Source organism: Rhizobiaceae bacterium, assembly GCA_023953835.1.
In the GTDB taxonomy this organism is placed as follows: Bacteria; Pseudomonadota; Alphaproteobacteria; order Rhizobiales; family Rhizobiaceae; genus Mesorhizobium_G.
On sequence record JAMLJB010000001.1, the window covers coordinates 2121485 to 2141743 of the forward strand.

A 20259-nucleotide genomic window follows, 5' to 3' on the forward strand; every position below is an offset into this window, starting at 1 on the left:
TCAGGCGGGCGCCGCGCCGACGCGGCGTCCGCTGATTTCCGCAAGCGCGATGCCGCCGAATACGAGCGCCAGCGCGACGGCATGATACAGGTGGAACGCCTCCCCCAGCAGGAGGATTGACAACACCGCGCCGAACACCGGCACCAGATTGATGAACAGGCCCGCCCGGTTCGCGCCGATCAGTTCGATTCCCTTCACGTAGAGCACCTGCGCCAGCAGTGAAGGAAAAATCACCGCGTAGAGCAGCAGGCTCCATCCGCGCGTGTCGGGGAGGACGCCCGACCCGGATGCGAATTCCGCCACCGCAAAGGGCAGCGAGCCGACAAACGCCGCACCCGACAGCGCGATCATCAGCGAATGCCAGTGGATGTTCGGCCTGTAGCGCAGCATGACGGTGTATCCGGCATAGACGAGAATGGAGACCAGCATGATCGCGTCCCCGAAGTTCAGGTCAAGCGCCAGAAGCCGCCGCAACTCGCCATGGCTCGCCGTCAGTGCGACGCCAAGCAGGGTGACGAGCAACCCGGCGATCTGGCCCCAGCTCGCCCTGGTCCTGAAGAACAGGAAATTCAGCAGGAAGATCAGCATGGGAATGGCGGCCTGCTCGATGCTGACGTTGAGCGCCGAGGTGAATTCGAGCGCGGTGTAGAGCGCGACGTTGAAGAGTGCGAAGCCGAGAATGCCGAGCATCGCGAGCAGCATCCAATGCTGCTTTATCAGCGGCCAGTCGCGTTTCAGATTGTGGAAGCCGATCGCCAGCATCAGCAGGAATGCCAGCCCCCAACGGCCCGCCGTGAGCAGCATCGGAGAGATGTGGCCGACGGCGAGCTTTCCCGCAATGACATTGCCGCCCCAGAAAAGGGTTGTCAGCAGCAGGTAGATATAGGCGCGCAGATGCATCTCGTGTCCCAACGGGTCGGCATCTAAACGAGGGTCGCAATGGAGTAAACCGGCACGCCGGCTGAAACGCTATCCCAGCCATTCGGCTGAAAAGGATTGTCGCTTTCGGGGTTCAGGCGGTATAGAGCGCTGGTTTCGAGATATCGACTTCTCCTCCGGGCGATTCATCAGGGTTCAGATATGGCGAATGTTGTGGTTGTCGGCTCGCAATGGGGCGACGAGGGCAAGGGAAAGATTGTGGACTGGCTGTCGGAGCGTGCCGACGTCGTCGTTCGCTACCATGGCGGCCACAATGCCGGACATACGCTCGTCATCGACGGCGTCAGCTACAAACTCGCCCTGCTTCCCTCCGGCCTCGTGCAGGGCAAGCTTTCGGTCATCGGCAACGGCGTCGTCGTCGATCCGCACCATTTCGTCCAGGAACTCGCGAAGTTGCGCGGGCAAGGTGTCGAGATCAACCCGGAAATACTGCGCATCGCCGACAACGCGCCGCTCATTCTTTCGCTGCATCGCGAACTCGACGCGATTCGGGAAGATGCGACGGGAGGTCTCAAGATCGGGACCACCAAGCGCGGCATCGGCCCGGCCTATGAGGACAAGGTCGGGCGGCGCGCCATCCGGCTGGTCGACCTGTCCGAACCGGATACGCTCATGGTGAAGATCGAGCGCCTGCTCGGACACCACAATGCCCTCCGTCGCGGCATGGGGATCGAGGAAATCGATGCAGGCAAGATCTATGACGAACTGATGTCGATTGCCGACGAGATCCTGCCCTTCATGGATCAGGTGTGGCGGGTGCTCGAAGAAAAGCGCCGTGTCGGCGCGCGCATCCTGTTCGAGGGCGCGCAGGGCGCGCTGCTCGACAATGACCATGGCACATATCCCTTTGTCACCTCTTCCAACACAGTGGCCGGACAGGCAGCCGCAGGCTCCGGGCTCGGGCCGACTGCGATCGGCTATGTGCTGGGCATCACCAAGGCCTACACCACGCGCGTCGGTGAGGGGCCGTTCCCGTGTGAACTGCACGACGAAATCGGCGAGCATCTCGCAACCGTCGGGCGCGAGGTGGGCGTCAATACGGGCCGCCCCCGCCGTTGCGGCTGGTTCGACGCGGTGCTGGTCCGCCAGACGGTCAAGACATCCGGCATTTCGGGAATCGCGCTCACCAAGCTCGACGTGCTGGACGGTCTCAAGGAGATCAAGGTCTGCGTCGCTTATGAGCTTGACGGCAAGCGAATCGACTACCTTCCTGCCTCAATGCGGGCACAAGCTGCGGTTAAGCCGATTTACGAAACGCTTGAAGGGTGGACTCAGACGACAGCAGGGGCACGCAGTTGGGCGGAACTTCCGGCGCAGGCTGTCAAATATGTTCGCCACATAGAGGAACTGATCGGGGCGCCGGTGGCTTTGTTGTCAACCAGTCCGGAGCGCGACGACACGATACTTGTGACGGACCCTTTTCAAGACTAATTTTACGCGCCGTGCCTGATTTGCATGCATCGGGGGGCGGGCGCGAGGAATTCAGGTCGGATTTGAATGTCAGATTTTGTGGCAGTATTGAAGCGGACGCTCGAGGGGCTTGGCGAGACAAGTCCCGAAATGCGCCAGCGCGTCTATGACAAGGCGCGCAGCACGATAGGGGCGAAGCTTGCCGGCATGAATCCGCCGCCGCCGGCCGCCGTTGCAGAACGTCAACGCCGGTCGCTGGAAGAGGCAATCGCGGAGGTCGAGAGGTCGTTCGCGCCGCCTGCTCCGGCGCGCCGCACCGAGCCGCTGGACGAACTTGAGAATGTGCTCAATTCACTCAACGGCTTGAAGAATCAGGCCGTCATTCCGCCAAAGCCGCGCCCGGCGGAAACCTATCGTTCGGCTGAGCAGCCGCGCTCGGTCACGACGCCGACGTCGCGTCCCCCTGCGCCTCACCAGCAGCCAGTGCGGCAGGCGCCGCCGCCGCTGCAGGCCGAAGAGGACGAGTACGAGCCGCTGGACGACGATGACGGCTATGACGTGCCGCCATCCCAACAGGAATATCTGCCGGAAGAGCCCGCTCCGCGCCGTGGTTTCGGCCGCCTGATTGCGGCTCTCCTGCTCCTGATCGCGCTCGCCGGAGGTGGCTATGCGGCATGGCTGAACAAGGACCAGCTTCAGAGCATGGTCGCCGACCTGACCAGTTCTCTTAATGCGCCGTCACAGGCGCCCGCACCAGCGCCAGGCGACAACCCGCCTGTCGCGGCAGATGTCGGAAGCGAGACGCCGGAGCAGCCGCCCGCCTCGAACGGTCCGGTAAAATTCACACAGCAGCTCAATCCCGACGGGTCCGAAGCCGATGCCGGGCCTGCCCAGTCGGGGTCCACCGTCGGCGAAGGATCGTCGGTCGCCGAAGCGACCAGCAATCAGGCGTCGCCGGTCATACAGGAAGGACCACAGGATCCGGCTGCCGGGCAGCAGGGCACGGACCAGCCGGAGGACGCGCAGCCGCCCGCTGACCAACCGGCGGATACCGCGCAGACTGCTCCGAGTGATGTCGCGCCGCCAGTGGAAGCGCCGGCGGCGCCTGCCGAACAGGCCGCCCCGGCCGATCAGGCCGCCGCCGTGCCTGTCGGCCAGCGCGCCATCTTCTACGAGGAACGGACAAATTCCGCCGACGGTTCGGCGGAGCCCGGCTCGATCGTCTGGTCCGTGGTGCAGGAATCGCCGGGCGGCGACAGGCCGCCGGAGCCTGCAATCCGTGCGGAAGCGACAATTCCCGGCAAGGAAGTCCAGTTGCGCATGACCATAAGGCGCAATGCGGATACGACCCTTCCTGCAAGCCATATCATCGAGATGATCTTTCTCACGCCCCAGAATTTCGAGGGTGGCGGCATCGACAATGTGCTGCGGGTCGCTCTGAAATCGTCCGAGCAGGACGCGGGCACGCCTCTTTCCGGTATTCCCGCCAAGATTTCGGACGGCTTTTTCCTGATAGCGCTCAACGATGCCCAGCAGGACATGGATGCCAATATGCGCCTCTTGCGGGAGCGTAGCTGGCTTGATGTGCCGATTGTCTACAAATCCGGTCGCCGCGCGCTCATCACGATGGAAAAGGGCATTCCGGGTGAAAAGGTGTTCGATGATGTCCTGAAGGCCTGGGGCATTCAGAGCAGCGGCTGACCCGGTTCCCAACCCGGTGCGGCCATTTCGAAGCCTGAGAAATCGAAACCCGGCGCAACGGTGCAGCCTGCAAGGGTCCAATCGCCAAGACTTCGCGCACTTTGCCAATATCCGGCTGGAACCACTGCCTGTGGTCGTTCTCCATTTTTGATCCCCGCGCCGAGTATTGCAGCCTCGACCGGCCCGGAAGATGGCGCGACGCTGAGCAATAGCGGTGCGCCTGCATAAAAATGCCAGACCTCCGCTGCGTCCTTGACACGATGCCACGCCGAAATCTGACCCTGTTCAAGCAGGAAGTAGATCGCGGTGGAGTGCCCGCGCCCGCCTGAGGGATTGTCACGCAATGTCTCGGTGTACCAGCCGCCCTCCGGGTGCGGAGACAATTCGAGCGCGGCAATGATTTCCTGCGCCGTCATCTCAGAAATTGTCCTTGCGCTTGCGGATTTCCGCAAAGACGTCCGCATTGCTCGCGCCGGTCATGCCGAGATCGGCCCGGATGGACGGGTCCGCGCAGCGCAGGAACGGGTTGGTCGCGAGTTCGTCTGCAATCGTCGTCGGCAGGGTTGGCCTGCCTTCCGCCCTAAGTGCCTCGACCTGTGTCAGGCGGTTTGCAAGCGCCTCGTTCAGCGGGTCGACCGTCACCGCGAAACGGGCGTTGGAAAGCGTATATTCATGGCCGCAATAAACGGTGGTGTCGGCCGGCAGGGCGGCGAGCTTGCCCAGCGAATCATGCATCACCGCAGGAGGACATTCGAACAGCCTGCCGCATCCCATCGCGAAAAGCGTGTCGCCTGTGAACGCCACGCGTGAACGGGCGAAGTGGTAGCTGACATGGCCGGCCGTATGGCCGGGCGTCGCGATCACGGAAACCGGCTCGCCCGCAAAATCCAGCGTGTCGCCGTCCTTCACCGTTTCGTCGACGCCCGGGATGCGGTCAGCTTCGCTCTCGGGTGCCACGATCTTCAGGCCGAAACGGCTCTTGAGCGCGAGATTCGCCTCGACGTGGTCGCCATGATGATGCGTCGTGAAGATCAGCGAAGGCGTCCAGCCGGTCCGCTCAATCGCTGCAAGGATGCTGCTTTCCTCCGGCGCGTCGATCAACGCCGTCAGGCCGCTGCCGGTGTCGTGCACCAGGACGCAGAAATTGTCGCTGCGGCAGTTGAACTGATCGATCACGATGGTCATTGCATGTCCTCTTGCTTCCGCGGCCCAAGTGTAGGCGGCGGCAAGCGCGATGTCATCCGCCGCGCATGTTGAAACAGTCGGCCGGGCCGGATAGCGTCTCGCGCATGAGTTCGGACATTGTCAATCTTCGTTCATTCTATGCCAGCCTGACCGGCCGCCTCGCGGAACGCTCCATCACGATGGCGCTTTCGAGCATCTGGGCCAAGGTCCCGAAGGAAAGGCTCGTTGGGATCGGTTACACGCTGCCCTGGCTGGAGAGGTTCGGGACCGACGCAGACAGGACCATCGCGTTCATGCCGGCGGCGCAGGGCGCCGTGCGCTGGCCCGCCGACACGCCTGCGGCCACTGCGCTCGTGTTCGAGGAGGAACTGCCACTGGTGGATGCGTCCGTGGACCGGGTCCTGCTTGTCCATACTCTTGAACATTCGGAAAATCCGCGCGAGACGCTAAATGAAATCTGGCGCGTGCTGTCACCTTCGGGCCGCGTCGTCATCGTCGTGCCGAACCGTCGCGGCGTGTGGGCGCGGTTCGAGCACACGCCTTTCGGCACTGGCCGACCCTATTCGCGCAGCCAGCTCGACACGCTGTTGAGGGAGGCGAATTTCACGCCCTCCGCCTGGGCGGACGCACTGTTCTATCCGCCGTCGAAGCGGCGCTGGATCCTGCGGTTTCACAGCACGATGGAACGGCTCGGACGCCGCTTCTGGCCGATCTTCTCCGGGGTGATCGTAGTTGAAGCGCAGAAGCGCCTCTATCAGGCGCTTCCCGCCGCCAAGCGCGCATCGCGCAGGGTATTCGTGCCGGTGCTCAGCCCGCAGGGCGCGGCGTTGAATCACCGTGTCGGCGGCACGCAGTCAAAGCTGCGCCGCTAAATCTTTGCTGTGCTGGCCGTGCCGAGGTTCCCACCCTAAATATAGGCCGACATTTCGAGCGTGAGCGACCATCTTGACGCGAAAGCAGACCAGAAAAGCCCTGTTGATCGTCAATCCGCGCGCGCGGCGCGGCGCCGAATCGATCGATGCGGTCAAGGACGTGCTGCGTGCCGGAGGCATCGGCCTTGAAGAGGCATCGACCGCGGAACAGGAGAACCTGTCGGAACTTATTTCGCGGCGCGCCCGCAATGTCGATCTCGCAATCATCGGCGGCGGCGACGGGACGTTGAACGCCGCCGCTGCCGGGCTGGTCTATACGGGCCTGCCGCTGGGCGTCCTGCCGCTCGGCACGGCGAACGATTTTGCGCGCACGCTCGGCATCCCGCCCGATCCCGTGCAGGCGGCGCAGATCATCGCGGCTGGCCAGCCGAAGCTGATCGATCTCGGCGAGGTCAACGGACATCTTTTCTTCAACGTCGCCAGCATCGGCTTTTCCGCCGAACTGGCGGGCGAGTTGACCGCACACGCGAAGAAGCGCTGGGGTTCGCTTGGCTACGGCATCGTGGCCGCGCGGCTCCTGGCGCGCTCCCGGCTGTTCAAGGCCTTCCTCGACCATGACGATTCGACGGAAACAATCCGCACCATGCAGATTTCGGTCGGCAATGGCCGTCACTATGGCGGCGGCATGACCGTCGAGGAAACGGCCACGGCGGATGACGGCTGGCTGGATGTCTATAGCCTCGAAGTCGACCATTGGTGGCGCCTGCTGCGGCTGCTGCCGAGCCTGCGGCGCGGCACGCAGGGGCAATGGGACGATGTGCGAGCCTTCAAGACGACGGAGGTCACCGTGCGCACCAGCCGCCCGCGCCCCGTCAACACCGATGGCGAGCTGACGACATGGACGCCCGCGCATTTCCGCATCCGGCCGAAATCCGTGCGCGTCTACGCGCCGAGCGAGCGCCCGCAGAAACAAGGTTGATGCGTGCGACTGCGCGCTTCGGCAGATGCTTCAACCTCGCCATGAAACACTCTAAGACTGCTGCCTCTTCATGGGATTCGCACTATGTCCGACCAGTCCACGACAGCAGCACCAGCACCGGCCGAGGCGGCAGAGGCGATAGGGTTTCGGGCACAACTCGCGACGATGCGCGAGGCGTTTCACGGTTCGCCTTTGCGCAACAGGATCATCGTGCTGGGGCTTTGCGCGGTCGCCGTGATCATAGCCACCTCGCTCGGGCAGATCATCCTGAACAGATGGAACGCCCCGTTCTATGACGCCATCGAACGGCGCGACCTGTCGGCGCTCCTCCGCCAGCTCGAAATGTTCGCGCTGATCGCGGGCGGCCTGCTCGCGCTCGGCGTTTCGCAGACATGGCTGAACCAGCGATTCCGGCTGCGCCTGCGCGAGGCGCTGACGCAGGACCTCATCGCGGAATGGATGAAGCCTCGCCGCGCGTTCCGGCTGGCAAATGCGGGAGCTATCGGCGTCAATCCGGACCAGCGCATGCAGGAAGATGCCGGCCATCTGGCCGACCTCGTCACCGGACTATCTTTCGGCCTGTTCCAGTCCTCGATCCTCCTCGTCTCATTCGTCGGCATTTTGTGGTCGTTGTCCTCGGGCTTCGTTTTCCACATCGGCGGCGAAACCTATTCCATACCGGGCTACATGGTCTGGGCCGCGTTCATCTATGCGGGTTCGGCATCCGTCATCACATGGCTGGTCGGCCGCCCGCTGATTAACCTGAATGCCGAACGCTATGCGCGGGAGGCGGACCTGCGCTTTTCCATGATGCGTGTGAACGAGCATGTCGACGCCATCGCCATTGCGGGCGGCGAAAAGGACGAAAAGCGGCGGATGGAAAGCGACCTTGCCAATCTGCTGGCGTCCATCATGCGCATCTACACGGTGCAGATTCGTCTTGAATGGGTGACCGACGGATATGGCTGGCTGACGATCGTCGCGCCGATCCTCGTGGCTTCGCCGGTCTATTTTGCCGGAGATATCACGTTCGGGGGCCTGATGATGGCCGTCGGGGCCTTCAACCAGGTGCATTCGTCGCTGCGCTGGTTCATCAACAATATCGGCGCGATTGCGGATTGGCGGGCGACGCTGTTGCGCGTGGCCTCGTTCCGCGCCGCCCTTGTCGAGGCGGACCATTTGCATGGCGGCGAGCAACGCATCGAGTTTGCCGAAAGCGCGCGCAAGCAATTGAAGCTGGACGGGCTGGAGATCGTCTCCCCGACGGGCTGCACGAGGCTGGAGGAAGATCGCGTGACGATCAAACAGGGCGAGCGCGTGCTGATTACCGGCGATCCCGGCGCGGGAAAGACGCTGTTTTTCCGGGCGCTCGCCGGCCTGTGGCCGTGGGGCAGGGGGCGGATCGAAATGCCGAAGGACGAAACCATGTTCTTCTTCCCGCGCACGCCATACCTGCCGCGCGGGTCGCTGCGGCGCGTGCTGTCCTATCCGATGCAGGCGGGTGCGTTCCCGGACACGGTGCTGGACGCGGCGCTCAAGCGCGTCGGTCTCAACAGGCTGGCCGATTCGCTCGACCATGAAACCCGCTGGGACAAGGAACTGAACGAGGACGACCAGCGATTGCTGGCCTTTGCCCGTCTGGCCGTCCACAAGCCGGACTGGGTGGTGATCGACGAATCGCTCGATGCGCTCGACGCCACCTGCCGGCGGGACATCTACAGCCTGCTGGAGAGCGAACTGCCGAAATCGACCGTCATCAACATCGGACGTCTTCTGCCCAACATGACCTTCTTCAAGCGTCAGGTTGCGCTCGCGAAGGACACGCAGGGCAGGGCGCTCAAGCCGGTCGATTTCGCCTCACGCGCGTTGGCTTCGCCGGTAAAGCAGCGGCAAAGGCGGTTGGCGCGGGCAGGCAAGTAAATTTATCGGCGCAGCAGGAACACCGCCTGCTGTCCGAAGAAGTTCCAGAACCACCACGGCATCGAAAAGACGATCTTCTGGCCGTTGCCGTCGATGGCAACGGCCTTCTCCACCTTCGCGCCGACTTCCTCGCACAGAACGACGAAATCGCGGATGGTGCAGAAATGGATGTTCGGCGTGTCGTACCAGTCGTAGGGAAGGTCCTTGGTCACCGGCATCCGCCCGCGAAAGAACAGGGAGGAGCGCACCCGCCAATGGCCGAAATTCGGAAAGGACACGATGACGTGCTGTCCGATCCGCAGAAGGTGCTCCAGAACGGTGCGGGGATTGCGCGTTGCCTGAAGGGTCTGGGACAACAGCGCGAAGTCGAACGAATTGTCGGGATAGTAGACGAGGTCGGTGTCCGCATCGCCCTGGATCACGGACAATCCGCGCGCGACGCATTCATTGACACCGCGCTGGGATATCTCGACGCCGCGCCCGTCGATTGACTTGCGGTTGCGCAGCAGTTCCAGCAGTTCGCCGTCGCCGCAGCCCACGTCCAGCACCTTGGCACTGTCGGGAATGAGGTCCGCAATGACCTGCAGGTCGATGCGCGGGGTCGCGTTCACGGTCATGTCAGGCGAGTCCCTTGTCGCGCGCGGCGGATGCGATGAAGCCGCCAATGGCGTTGAACAGTTCCGGCTCATCCAGCAGGAAGGCGTCGTGGCCGCGATCGGTCTCGATCTCGACGAATGAGACCGGCGCGCCCGACGCATTGAGCGCGTGCACCAGCGCCCGGCTTTCCTCGGTCGGGAAGTGCCAGTCGCTGGTGAAGGAGACCACGCAGAGGCGCGTATGCGTGTTCTTGAAGGCGGAGGCGAGATGGCCGTCATGGTCGGCGGCCATGTCGAAATAGTCCATTGCCCGGCTGAGATAGAGATAGGAATTGGCGTCGAAGCGATCCACGAAGGTCATGCCCTGGTGGCGCAGATAGCTTTCGATCTGGAAGTCGGCGTCGAAGGAAAAGGTGAGCTTCGGACGGTCCTGCAAATTGCGCCCGAACTTGCGGTGCAGCGCGGCCTCCGAAAGATAGGTGATGTGCGCGATCATGCGCGCGACCGCGAGCCCCTTTTCAGGCCGCACGCCCGCCTCGATATATTTTCCGCCGCGCCAGTCGGGGTCGGCCATGACGGCCTGCCGCCCGGCCTCGTAGAAGGCGATATTCTGCGCCGAATGGCGCGAGCCGGTCGCCATCGGCAGCGCGGAAAACACGCGCTCGGGATAGCTCGACGTCCATTCCAGAACCTGCATCCCGCCCATCGAGCCGCCGATGACGCAGAAAAGCTGGTCGATGCCGAAATGGTCGACCAGCATCGCCTGCGCGCGCACCATGTCGCGAATGGTGATCAATGGCAGGTCGAGCCCGTATGGCTTGCCGGTCGCCGGGTTGGTCGAGGCTGGACCCGTGGAGCCGAGGCAGGAGCCGACGACGTTCGGGCATATGACGAAAAAGCGGTTGGTGTCGATGATCTTGCCCGCCCCGATCAAAACCTCCCACCAGCCCGGCTTACCGGTGATGGGGTTGTTGCTCGCAACATACTGGTCGCCGGTCAGCGCGTGGCAGATCAGCACGGCGTTGGACCGCGCCGCATTCAGCTCGCCATAGGTCTCATAGGCGATCTGGAACGGGGAAAGGGAGACGCCCGCTTCCAGCACCAGCGGCCGGTCCGCGCCGAAGCGCAGCACCGGGCTCGACGGATTGTCTGCCTCATTGTTCTTCGTCTTGCGGCGCGGCGCGGCCATTTCACTCACTTTCGCCGGCCAGCCGGGCCAGATGCCCAACAAAAAACCGGCATTGCCTCGTCGCAAATGCCGGTTGCCAGACTGACACGGCCCTTTAGCGACTTGTTTAACGTGGCTGCAAGCCGACCGGCAAATCACCACGGGTTCGGAGGTTATTTAAGCTTGCGCGGGGCATACGTCAACGGAGCGAAATGCGGTGGACCAAGCCATGCCCTCGACATTCCCATGAACGGGGGCTATTGCCCTGACGCAATTCATCGCAGGCGAAACGAATGTCACGCGCAAGAGCCCTTTCCCGTCCCGAACCCAATCCGGGTGTGATGGACATCGAAGCCTATGTGCCGGGCAAGTCGTCGGCGCATCCGGGCGTGGCGAAGGTGTTCAAGCTGTCGTCGAACGAGAACCCGCTCGGCGCTTCGCCGAAGGCGATCGAGGCCGTCAGGGCGGCGGCGGAACGCATGGAGTTTTATCCCGACGGTCGCTCCACGCGCCTGCGCCAGGCAATCGCCGAGACCCATGGCCTCAACGCCGCGAACATCATCTGCTTCAACGGGTCCGACGAGGCGCTGGCGCTTCTGGCCCGCCTTTATCTGCAGCCGGGCGACGAAGGCATCGTCACCGAGCACGGCTTTCTCCAGTACAGGATCTATATCCAGATGACCGGGGCGACCCCGGTCACCGCGCCGGAAACGAATGAGCGGACAGATGTGGACGCGATCCTCGCCACCGTCACCGAGCGCACCAGGATCGTGTTTATTGCCAATCCGAACAATCCGACCGGCACGTACCTGCCCTTTGACGAGGTGCGCCGCCTTCAGGCCGGGCTGCCGAAGCACGCCATTCTGGTGCTGGACGCAGCCTATGCTGAGTTCGTGCGCCGCAATGATTATGAAGCGGGCGTCGAACTGGTCGGCTCGTCCGAAAATGTCGTGATGACGCGCACCTTCTCCAAGGTGCACGGACTCGGTGGCGCGCGCATCGGCTGGATTTATGCGCCGTCGCACATCATCGAAGCGATGGACCGGGTGCGCGATCCGTTTAACGTCACCGCCATGTCGATCGAGGCTGGCGTCGCGGCGATGCAGGACCGCGAGCACGTCACGCGCTCCGTCGAGCACAATACCAGATGGCTGGCATGGCTGACGGAGGAACTGACGAAGCTCGGCCTGCGCGTCACGCCCAGCGTGGGCAATTTCCTCCTGATGCACTTTCCTTCCGCCGAGCGATACTGTGCCGAGCGCGCCGACGAATATCTGCTGGCGCGGGGGTTCATCCTGCGCCGCGTCGCCGCCTACGGATTTCCAGATGCCCTGCGCATGTCCGTCGGCACGGAAGAGGCAAATCGCGGTGTGATCGCCGCGCTCAAAGAGTTTCTGGGAAAGTGATATGTCCGAACCCATGTTTGACCGGATCGCCCTTATCGGCATCGGTCTGATCGGTTCTTCGCTGGCGCGGGTTATCGCTGCGAAGGGCCTTGCCCGTCACGTCGCCATCGCAAGCCGCAGCACCGCCACGTTGAAGCGTGCGCAGGAATTGGGGCTCGGCGATTCCTATCATTCCGATCCCGCCGAAGCGGCGAAGGACGCGGACCTCGTCATCGTTTCCGTTCCGGTCGGCTCGTCCGGCGCGGTGGCCGAGGCGATCGCGCCCGTTCTGAAGCCGGGCGCGATCCTCACCGATGTCGGCTCCACCAAGGCGAGTGTCATTGCCCAGATGTCTCCCTTCGTGCCGGAGGGGGTGCATTTCATTCCAGGCCATCCGCTCGCCGGCACCGAGAAATCGGGACCGGATGCGGGTTTTGCGGAACTGTTCGAAAACCGTTGGTGCATCTTCACTCCGCTGCCGGACACCGACCCGGAGGCGCTGGAGCGGCTGTCGGAATTCTGGCGGCGCTGCGGCTCCAATATCGATGTCATGGACGCTGCCCATCACGACAAGGTGCTGGCCATCGTCTCGCATCTGCCGCACATCATCGCCTACAACATCGTGGGCACAGCCGACGACCTCCAGAATGTGTCGAAGACCGAGGTCATCAAATATGCGGCATCGGGCTTCCGGGACTTCACGCGTCTCGCTGCGTCCGACCCAACCATGTGGCGGGATGTGTGCCTGCACAATCGGGACGCTATCCTCGAAATGCTCTCGCGGTTCTCGGAGGACCTTGCGGCCCTGCAACGCGCGATAAGGTGGGGGGACGGGGACAAGCTCTTCGACCTTTTCACGCACACGCGCGGCGTGCGCCGCTCGATCATCGAGGCAGGGCAGGAGGTCGACGCGCCGGACTTTGGCCGTCACGTCGCGGAGCATCCGACGAAAACCTAGGCGCTGGATAGATACCCCTCATCCGCCTGCCGGCACCTTCTCCCACAAGGGGAGAAGGGAATTGCGCAAGCGCCGACTTCAACCACCAAGGTTGCAGAATAAGCGAGGCTCTGGCGAAGTCTGCCTTCTCCCCTTGAGGGAGAAGGTGCCGGCAGGCGGATGAGGGGTGGATGCCTACTCGACAGGCGGCAATTGTCCGAGCGTGACGGAACCCAGGATCAGGTCGAGCTTGATCCTGCTTTTCTCGATCTTGATCGGGACGGAGGGCGTGTCCCCGAGCATGCCAAGAGCCGCGAAGGCCTGACCGATCTCATTCGCGCGCTCGGGCACCGCCGTCTGGAATATCGTGGAGACGGCTGCCGGGTTCTTCATCCCGAGCCGGAGCGAGGCATCGACCAGGCCGTTCGTGTCTATGGCGATCGGTCCGCTCAATTCCATCTGCGCCTCTCCTGAGACCAGCGCGAGCTTCCTGATTTCCACGGACTGGCCCCGCAGGCTCTTCGGGCGCGATTGGATGAGCGCGACGCCATTTCTTATCGTCGCGTCGCCCTCGCCGTCGAAAACCGGCAATGTGCGGTTGCCGACAGCGCCCGGATCGATCTCCAATTGCCGGAAACTGCCCGCCCAATCAAGATCCGGGCCGTTCGGGCGCAGATGCGCTTCCGCCTGCTCGGCACTGAAGAAATCCACCGGGTCCGTCTCGTCGTCCGGGTCGGAGATACCGGACAGCCCTTGCGCTTCGACGGAAATCAATGTGGGCACCGGGCGCGCCAGCCGGGCGCTAGCTCTCAGCGAATCCCACTCGATAAACAGCGGCGTTATACCCGGAGCTTCGACGCGCAGCGGGCCATCCAGTTCGGCGATTGTCTTGAGCGGTTCGTAAACCTGCGCGGCGGTTCGCAGGCCGCCCGATGTCGCGACGATATGGTTCACATCGTCCTCATAGGCCACGCTGTCGCAGGTCAGGCCGAGGCGAAACGGGAAGCCGCCAATCTGCCGGTTTTCGCAGATCGTGGTGCGCCCGTCGTCGTTCAGTCGCGCGACGGCGTCGTCGACACGCTGCGTTGCCTGCTGCGCCAGCCAGTACCAACCGGCGCTGTAGCCGCCGAACAACACGATAATGAAAAGCGCAAGCCACATGAATCGGCGACTGCTTCTTGAACGCGGCGCTTCGCTTGACGACATGTCGGCTCTCTCGTAGGTCGGACGGCGGTTCGGATCAGGCTTTGGGATATGGGCGATTTTTGGGTTTTTGGCTACGGTTCGCTGATCTGGAATCCGGGATTCGCGCATGTGGAGACGAGCCGGGCGCGCCTGTCGGGCTATCGACGGGCGCTTTGCGTAAAATCCTGGGTGCATCGCGGCACCCGTGAGCGACCGGGGCTGGTGCTCGGGCTCGACCGTGGCGGCTCGTGCGTCGGGCTGGCGTTCCGCGTTCCGGGCGACTTGCAGGGCGAGGTCATGACGTATCTGCGTGCCCGCGAACTGGTGACGAATGTCTATCTGGAGCGCCTCCTGCCGGTTCGCCTTGCTGACGGGCGGCAGGTTCGGGCTGTCACCTATGTCGCCGATCCTCGACACGAACAATATGCCGGACGGATTGACGAAGCGCACGCCGCCGAGATCGTGCGCACGGCACAGGGGCAAAGCGGAGCGAATCCCGACTATGTCCGCTCCACCATCGAGCACCTGCATGCGCTCGGCATCAGCGACCATTGGCTGGAGCGAGTCGCAGCGAGGCTTGCCTGAACAAAAAAGGCCGGGCTGCGAGGCCCGGCCTTTCTCCATTCCGTGTCCGGTTTTAGGCCGGCTGCGCCTCGATGGTGCGCAGCGACTGTGCCTGCTTGCGGGCGGCTGCCTGCACTGCGTCCTGCACCTTCTCGAACGCCCGCACCTCGATCTGGCGCACGCGTTCGCGGCTGATGTTGAACTCGGTCGAAAGATCCTCGAGCGTGATCGGGTCCTCCGACAGGCGGCGCGCCTCGAAGATGCGCCGTTCGCGATCGTTCAGCACGCCCAGCGCGCCTTCCAGCATGGCGCGGCGATTTTCCAGTTCGTCCTGCTCGATGAGCATTGCCTCCTGGCTGTCATGGTCATCCACCAGCCAGTCCTGCCACTCACCGGATTCGCCTTCCGTTGCGCGAATCGGGGCATTGAGCGATGCATCGCCGGAAAGGCGGCGGTTCATCGAAACGACCTCTTCCTCGGAGACATTCAGCTTGGTGGCGATTTCCTTCACCTGGTCGGGCCTCAGGTCGCCGTCTTCCAGAGCCTGAATCTTGCCCTTCACCTTGCGAAGGTTGAAGAACAGTCGCTTCTGGTTTGCCGTGGTGCCCATTTTCACGAGGCTCCACGAGCGCAGGATATATTCCTGGATCGAAGCCTTGATCCACCACATCGCGTAGGTCGCAAGGCGGAAGCCGCGCTCCGGCTCGAATTTCTTGACGGCCTGCATCAGGCCGACATTGCCCTCGGAGATAACCTCTCCAATGGGCAGTCCATAGCCACGGTAGCCCATGGCGATCTTTGCAACGAGCCGCAGATGGCTGGTTACCAGCTTGTGCGCGGCGTTCGTGTCATGATGCTCCTGATACCGCTTGGCGAGCATGTACTCTTCCTGCGGTTGCAGCATCGGAAATCTGCGGATTTCTTCGAGATAGCGGTAAAGCCCGCCTTCGCCCGAAACAATACTTGGCAGTGATTGGGCCATTAACAGCACCCCTCCTTTTCATCTCCATGTTCCCGATCAAGGCGAACATGGTGCCGGCCTTCAGAAAACAAGGCTTCCTCAGCGCCGTGCAACAAGCTTAGATAGGGATGAAATCAGAAAGTTCAATATCTGTTCCACTGGGAACAAAATGGCACCTCGCCCGGCTGAAGGCCAGTCAGGAATGTTGAGGCTCGCATCAATGTTACTGTTCCCGCCCGCACTCACAATGCCCGGAACCCGTCGATGAGTTCCTCCATGTCGCGCGGTATCGGCGCCTCGAAGCTCATCAATATATCGGTGGCCGGGTGCCTGAACGCAAGAAGGCGCGCGTGCAGCGCCTGCCGGGGAAAATCCAGCACTTGCTGTTGCAGTGGCTGCGGCAGGCGGTTCGCCTTGGTGCGGTGCGACTGGCCGTAGTCCCTGTCGCCAACCAGCGGATGGCCGATATGCGCCATGTGGACGCGGATCTGGTGCGTGCGGCCCGTCTCCAGCCGGCATTCCAGCAGTGAGGCCGTGAACGATCCGTCCTTCTGCGCGCCGAAGCGCTCCAGAACCGAATAGTGCGTGACCGCATGGCGGGCGTCGTCTCGGCCTTCGGGCACCACGGCGCGGCGCACACGGTCGGCGGCGCGACCGAGTGCGGCGTCGACCGTGCCTGTCGGACGCGAGGGGCTGCCCCAGACGAGCGCCACATAAGCGCGTTCCAGCGCGCCGTTCCGGCCATGATCGGCAAAGGCGTCCGACAGCGCCTTGTGGGCGCGATCCGTTTTCGCCGCCACGAGAACGCCGCTGGTGTCCTTGTCCAGCCGGTGCACGATGCCGGGCCGCTTCACGCCGCCAATGCCCGACAGGCTGTCGCCGCAATGATGGATCAGCGCATTGACGAGCGTGCCGGTCCAGTTGCCTGCACCAGGGTGAACGACCAGTCCTGCCGGCTTGTTGATGACGATCAGCTCGTCATCCTCGAACAATATATCGAGGGGAATGTCCTCTCCCTGCGGCTCGGCGGGTTCGGCTTCCGGCACGGCGATGCGGACCGTTTCGCCGCCTTTCAGCTTCTGCCGCGTCTCGGCTACGGTGATCGAGTCGAGCGTCACGGCTCCCTTGCGGATCAGGGCCTGGATGCGGCTCCTCGAAAGCTGCGGGGCGAGCCTTGCGGCAAGCCATTGGTCAAGGCGCTGGCCGGCATCGTTTGCGGCGGCGGTCAGCACTATCAATCCGTCCGTCTCTTCGTTATCAGGAGCGCTCATTTGCACTGGACCGTCTTGCATGACCAATCCCGCTTTCGACACCGACGACGAAAAGCCGCTCGATCCTGCGGTGGAGAAGGTGCGGCGCAAGATGATCCGCTTCATGGGGATCAATCTCGGCCTTTTGTTCGTGGCCCTTATGGCTGTCGTCGGCGCGATTGTCTACAAGTCGCGCATCGCAACGCCCACCACGGCGGAACCGCAGGCATTGGCCGTTCCGGCGGGCGCGCCGCTCGAAGGCACAATCGCGCTTCCGAAAGGCGCGCGGGTGCTCTCGCAGTCGCTGTCGGGCGACAAGATATCGCTCTTGGTCGAAGAGGCGGCTGGCACTCAGGCGATCTATGTGTTCGATCTCGGATCGAACAGAATGGCGGGCCGTTTCGAGATCGCGCCGAACTGAGCCGAAGCGATGCGCAACGATGTTGCCAACCGCGCGCATATTGCCTATATGCGCATTCTTGCTGCGCCCATCGTCTAGCGGTCAGGACGGCGCCCTCTCACGGCGCAAACAGGGGTTCGATTCCCCTTGGGCGTACCAGCAATATCTTTCGCTTGGACGCTTCTGCGGCAAGACCAGCAGATGATCGTTAAGAAAGTCGTTTGAGCCGCGCCGATGGTCGAAACCTGTTGCGCGTATGCGAATTCATCCAAGCCGCGCCTTGCGCCGCGACGAGTTGGTGCGTCCAACCGCTAGGCATGTCTGGCTGGTGTCGGCCGGCTTTGTTTCAAGGGTCAATCCCACCGTAAGCGCTTTATACAGCTTTGAGTACTGGCGGCTGGCACCCGATTGGTCGTATGCATGGACCCTAAAGCCAACCAAGTCAGAACGACTGTTATGCTGAGAGTTTTTGCTGCCGAGAGCGGGCGCCTGCGCTTGATAGCTGATCCATCGGATCTGAACAGCAAAGCTGTTTGGGTTGATCTGGCCAACCCGACTGACGAGGAAGAGGCAGTCATCGAAGGTTGGCTCGGCGTCAACGTTCCAACGCGCGATGAAATGGAGGAAATCGAGATTTCGTCTCGCTTGTACAGCGAAAACGGCGCTCACTTCATGACGGTTATCCTGCCGGCACATTCTGATACGGAAAGAAATGTCGTCGGTCCCGTAACTTTCGTTCTTGCCAAGGGAAAGCTTGTAACGGTGAGATACCATGAGCCACGAGCGTTCCAGACTTTTCCCATGCGAGCGGAGGCTTCGGACCTCCAATGCAACAACGGACAGTCGATTCTCCTGGGGCTGCTTGAAGCGATTGTGGACAGGTTGGCCGATTTGCTGGAAGCGGTTAGCCGGGACGTGGTCGACTTGTCCGGCGAAATCTTTCATCCGAGCGAAAGCAACGCATCGAAACGTGACATCGGATTTCAGGTGCTGCTCCGGCGCATAGGACGCAAAGAGGATTTTCTGTCCAACATTCAGTATAGTCTGGTGAGCTTGCAGCGGCTGGGCAGCTATCTCACGAGCGTTTCACTTGAAGGCAAACAAAGCTCCGATCTTCGTTCCCGGGTGAAAACGATCTCCCGTGACATCAATTCCCTGACGGCTCACGCTGAATCGCTGAGCAACAAGATTACGTTTCTGCTCGATGCAACCTTGGGGATGATCAACATTCAACAAAATGCAATCATCAAGATCGTCTCCGTAGCCGCCGTCGTATTCCTTCCCCCGACGCTGGTTGCATCAATCTACGGAATGAATTTTGACATAATGCCGGAACTGAAATGGGCATTTGGATATCCGGCGGCGCTCCTCCTGATGGTTGTAGCCGCTGTGGTTCCGTATTGGTGGTTCAAGCGTCAGGGATGGCTGTAGAGCGCAAGTCGTCAAACTCCTCCCCGCACGCCCGGGTTTGTGATCGCCTGCATCTGCGGCCTTCCACCTCCTGAAGCAGCGAACCACTCCCGGTTGCGAATGCCTGCCATGAACAGTTGGGTGTGCATCCCTTCTCCGTTTCAGGCTATGAAGTCTCCGTCCGTGAATTGCCAGGAGACGCAGGATGCTTGTTCCAGCATTCGCCATCATATTGCTTTTTCAACTGACCGGAGAGGTCATCGCGCGGGCGATACATCTGCCCTTGCCGGGACCTGTCCTCGGAATGGTGTTCATGGCTGTGGCCTTGAACATTTCGCCGGGGCTGCGCGAGATCATTTCGCCGGTTGCCAAAGGCCTGCTGAGATATCTGGCGCTCATGTTCGTGCCGGTCGGGGTGGGCGTCGTCGCCAATCTGCAGGTGCTCCAGGCGCACTGGTTTGCCTTGACCGTATCGATCCTCGTTTCGACCGCGCTCGCAATCCTCGTCGGGGCGGCGACCTTCGTCCTTGTCGCGCGCCTGACCGGGAGCAGGTCCGATGACTGACGCTTTCAAGATCTGGTCGTACCTTTCGCAGCAACCCCTGCTGTGGCTTTGCGCGACGCTCTTCGCCTACCAGATCGGCGAGACGCTGTTTGTGAAATCCGGGCGTAACCCTGTGTTCAACGCCGTACTGATAGCGGTGGTCCTGCTCGCCATTTTGCTTGAGATCACCGACACCAGCTATGAGCGGTATTTTGCCGGTGCGCAGTTCATCCATTTCATGCTCGGCCCGGTAACCGTGTGCCTCGCCGTGCCGCTTCAGGAAAATCTGTCGGCGATCCGCAAGGCGATTTTTCCCGCTGCTGCGGCACTCTTCGCAGGGTCGTTCGCGGCGATTTCTTCCGCGCTCAGCATCGCCTGGATGTTCGGCGCGGACCATGAACTGCTCGCCACGATCGCGCCGAAATCGGCAACGGCGCCGGTTGCCATCGGCATTTCCGAGAACATCGGCGGGCAGCCCACGCTCACTGCAGTCATCGTGATCCTGACGGGAATCGGTGGGGCCATAATGGTCACGCCCATGCTGAACCTGTTCCGGTTTACCGACTGGCGCGCGCGGGGCTTTGCCGTTGGCGTGGCGGCGCACGGCTTCGGCACCGTCAGGGCGTTCCAGGTGAACGAGACGGCAGGTGTCTTTGCATCGATCGGCATGGGCTTGAATGCGGTTCTCACCGCATTCCTCGCTCCGCTTATCCTGTCGCTTTTCTAGAGCGTTTCATGGTTAGGTTGAAGCATTCTGCCGGCGACGGTTTGCGGCAAGGCCAAGGGGTTTGTCGAAGGGCGGGCTGGTGGCCCGGACAAGACAAAGACCGAAGGATTTGGCGCAAACCGGCCC

At 62.3% G+C, this 20259-nt stretch carries 20 protein-coding genes, 1 tRNA gene and 1 riboswitch; of the genes, 13 read left to right on the forward strand and 8 right to left on the reverse strand.

Going from position 1 to position 20259, the window contains the following annotated elements; all coding sequences use genetic code 11:
• Entirely contained in the window at window positions 1-900 is a 900-nt protein-coding gene (locus M9924_09965; protein ID MCO5064733.1) for a DMT family transporter, read from the reverse strand.
• A 180-nt stretch (window positions 901-1080) separates the two neighbouring features.
• Between M9924_09965 and M9924_09970 the strand changes: the two genes are divergently transcribed.
• Together M9924_09970 and M9924_09975 are read left to right on the forward strand one after the other, a co-directional pair.
• Window positions 1081-2370 carry an adenylosuccinate synthase gene (locus M9924_09970; GenBank protein MCO5064734.1) on the forward strand — a complete coding sequence of 430 codons (1290 nt, stop codon included), beginning with the start codon at window positions 1081-1083 and terminating at the stop codon, window positions 2368-2370.
• Between the two features lie 66 nt (window positions 2371-2436).
• Window positions 2437-4050, forward strand: coding sequence for a hypothetical protein (locus tag M9924_09975; protein ID MCO5064735.1), 1614 nt, complete (start codon window positions 2437-2439; stop codon window positions 4048-4050).
• Here the strand turns inward: M9924_09975 and M9924_09980 are convergent.
• Both M9924_09980 and gloB read right to left on the reverse strand, forming a co-directional pair.
• Window positions 4035-4466, reverse strand: a complete 432-nt coding sequence (locus M9924_09980; GenBank protein ID MCO5064736.1) for a cupin domain-containing protein — start codon at window positions 4464-4466, stop codon at window positions 4035-4037. The genes M9924_09975 and M9924_09980 overlap by 16 nt on opposite strands.
• A 1-nt stretch (window position 4467) precedes the next feature.
• The gene (gene gloB / locus M9924_09985; GenBank protein ID MCO5064737.1) at window positions 4468-5235 is read right to left on the reverse strand and encodes a hydroxyacylglutathione hydrolase; all 768 of its coding nucleotides are present in this window, start codon (window positions 5233-5235) and stop codon (window positions 4468-4470) included.
• A 104-nt stretch (window positions 5236-5339) separates the two neighbouring features.
• Here gloB and M9924_09990 point away from each other — a divergent pair, with 104 nt between their 5' ends.
• The 3 genes from M9924_09990 to M9924_10000 all read left to right on the forward strand — a co-directional run bounded on the left by M9924_09990 (window position 5340) and on the right by M9924_10000 (window position 9006).
• Window positions 5340-6107: a class I SAM-dependent methyltransferase gene (locus tag M9924_09990; GenBank protein ID MCO5064738.1), complete on the forward strand. Its 768-nt coding sequence runs from the start codon at window positions 5340-5342 to the stop codon at window positions 6105-6107.
• Window positions 6108-6177: 70 nt separating this feature from the next.
• Window positions 6178-7086: a lipid kinase gene (locus M9924_09995; GenBank protein ID MCO5064739.1), complete on the forward strand. Its 909-nt coding sequence runs from the start codon at window positions 6178-6180 to the stop codon at window positions 7084-7086.
• Between the two features lie 84 nt (window positions 7087-7170).
• A complete protein-coding gene (locus M9924_10000; GenBank protein ID MCO5064740.1) occupies window positions 7171-9006 on the forward strand; it encodes an ABC transporter ATP-binding protein/permease in 1836 nt (611 codons plus the stop codon).
• Window positions 9007-9008: 2 nt separating this feature from the next.
• Here the strand turns inward: M9924_10000 and metW are convergent, their stop codons facing one another.
• Both metW and M9924_10010 read right to left on the reverse strand, forming a co-directional pair.
• Entirely contained in the window at window positions 9009-9623 is a 615-nt protein-coding gene (metW, locus tag M9924_10005) for a methionine biosynthesis protein MetW (protein ID MCO5064741.1), read from the reverse strand.
• Window position 9624: 1 nt separating this feature from the next.
• The gene (locus M9924_10010; protein ID MCO5064742.1) at window positions 9625-10791 is read right to left on the reverse strand and encodes a homoserine O-acetyltransferase; all 1167 of its coding nucleotides are present in this window, start codon (window positions 10789-10791) and stop codon (window positions 9625-9627) included.
• A gap of 74 nt (window positions 10792-10865) precedes the next feature.
• A riboswitch (SAM riboswitch) is annotated at window positions 10866-10942 on the reverse strand.
• A gap of 121 nt (window positions 10943-11063) precedes the next feature.
• On the opposite strand from M9924_10010, the gene hisC reads away from it, so the two are divergent.
• Both hisC and M9924_10020 read left to right on the forward strand, forming a co-directional pair.
• Window positions 11064-12176 (forward strand): histidinol-phosphate transaminase, encoded by a 1113-nt coding sequence (gene hisC, locus M9924_10015; GenBank protein MCO5064743.1) that lies wholly within the window; start codon window positions 11064-11066, stop codon window positions 12174-12176.
• Window position 12177: 1 nt separating this feature from the next.
• Window positions 12178-13113 (forward strand): prephenate/arogenate dehydrogenase family protein, encoded by a 936-nt coding sequence (locus tag M9924_10020; protein MCO5064744.1) that lies wholly within the window; start codon window positions 12178-12180, stop codon window positions 13111-13113.
• A 174-nt stretch (window positions 13114-13287) separates the two neighbouring features.
• Here M9924_10020 and M9924_10025 read toward each other — a convergent pair whose 3' ends face one another.
• A complete protein-coding gene (locus M9924_10025) occupies window positions 13288-14253 on the reverse strand; it encodes a DUF2125 domain-containing protein (GenBank protein ID MCO5064745.1) in 966 nt (321 codons plus the stop codon).
• Between the two features lie 93 nt (window positions 14254-14346).
• On the opposite strand from M9924_10025, the gene M9924_10030 reads away from it, so the two are divergent.
• On the forward strand, window positions 14347-14862 hold the full coding sequence (locus M9924_10030) for a gamma-glutamylcyclotransferase (GenBank protein MCO5064746.1): 516 nt from the start codon (window positions 14347-14349) through the stop codon (window positions 14860-14862).
• A 52-nt stretch (window positions 14863-14914) separates the two neighbouring features.
• Here M9924_10030 and rpoH read toward each other — a convergent pair whose 3' ends face one another.
• Entirely contained in the window at window positions 14915-15823 is a 909-nt protein-coding gene (gene rpoH, locus M9924_10035) for an RNA polymerase sigma factor RpoH (GenBank protein MCO5064747.1), read from the reverse strand.
• A gap of 221 nt (window positions 15824-16044) precedes the next feature.
• A complete protein-coding gene (locus M9924_10040; protein MCO5064748.1) occupies window positions 16045-17073 on the reverse strand; it encodes an RluA family pseudouridine synthase in 1029 nt (342 codons plus the stop codon).
• A 19-nt stretch (window positions 17074-17092) separates the two neighbouring features.
• On the opposite strand from M9924_10040, the gene M9924_10045 reads away from it, so the two are divergent.
• From M9924_10045 to M9924_10065, 5 genes are all read left to right on the forward strand, one after another.
• Window positions 17093-17473, forward strand: coding sequence for a fimbrial protein (locus M9924_10045; GenBank protein ID MCO5064749.1), 381 nt, complete (start codon window positions 17093-17095; stop codon window positions 17471-17473).
• Between the two features lie 63 nt (window positions 17474-17536).
• A tRNA-Glu gene (locus M9924_10050) sits at window positions 17537-17611 on the forward strand.
• A 297-nt stretch (window positions 17612-17908) separates the two neighbouring features.
• Window positions 17909-18883, forward strand: coding sequence for a magnesium/cobalt transporter CorA (gene corA, locus M9924_10055; GenBank protein ID MCO5064750.1), 975 nt, complete (start codon window positions 17909-17911; stop codon window positions 18881-18883).
• 184 nt (window positions 18884-19067) lie between these two features.
• A complete protein-coding gene (locus M9924_10060; protein ID MCO5064751.1) occupies window positions 19068-19427 on the forward strand; it encodes a CidA/LrgA family protein in 360 nt (119 codons plus the stop codon).
• Window positions 19420-20133 (forward strand): LrgB family protein, encoded by a 714-nt coding sequence (locus M9924_10065; GenBank protein ID MCO5064752.1) that lies wholly within the window; start codon window positions 19420-19422, stop codon window positions 20131-20133. Before M9924_10060 ends, M9924_10065 begins: the two co-directional genes overlap by 8 nt.
• The last annotated feature ends 126 nt before the right edge of the window (window positions 20134-20259 follow it).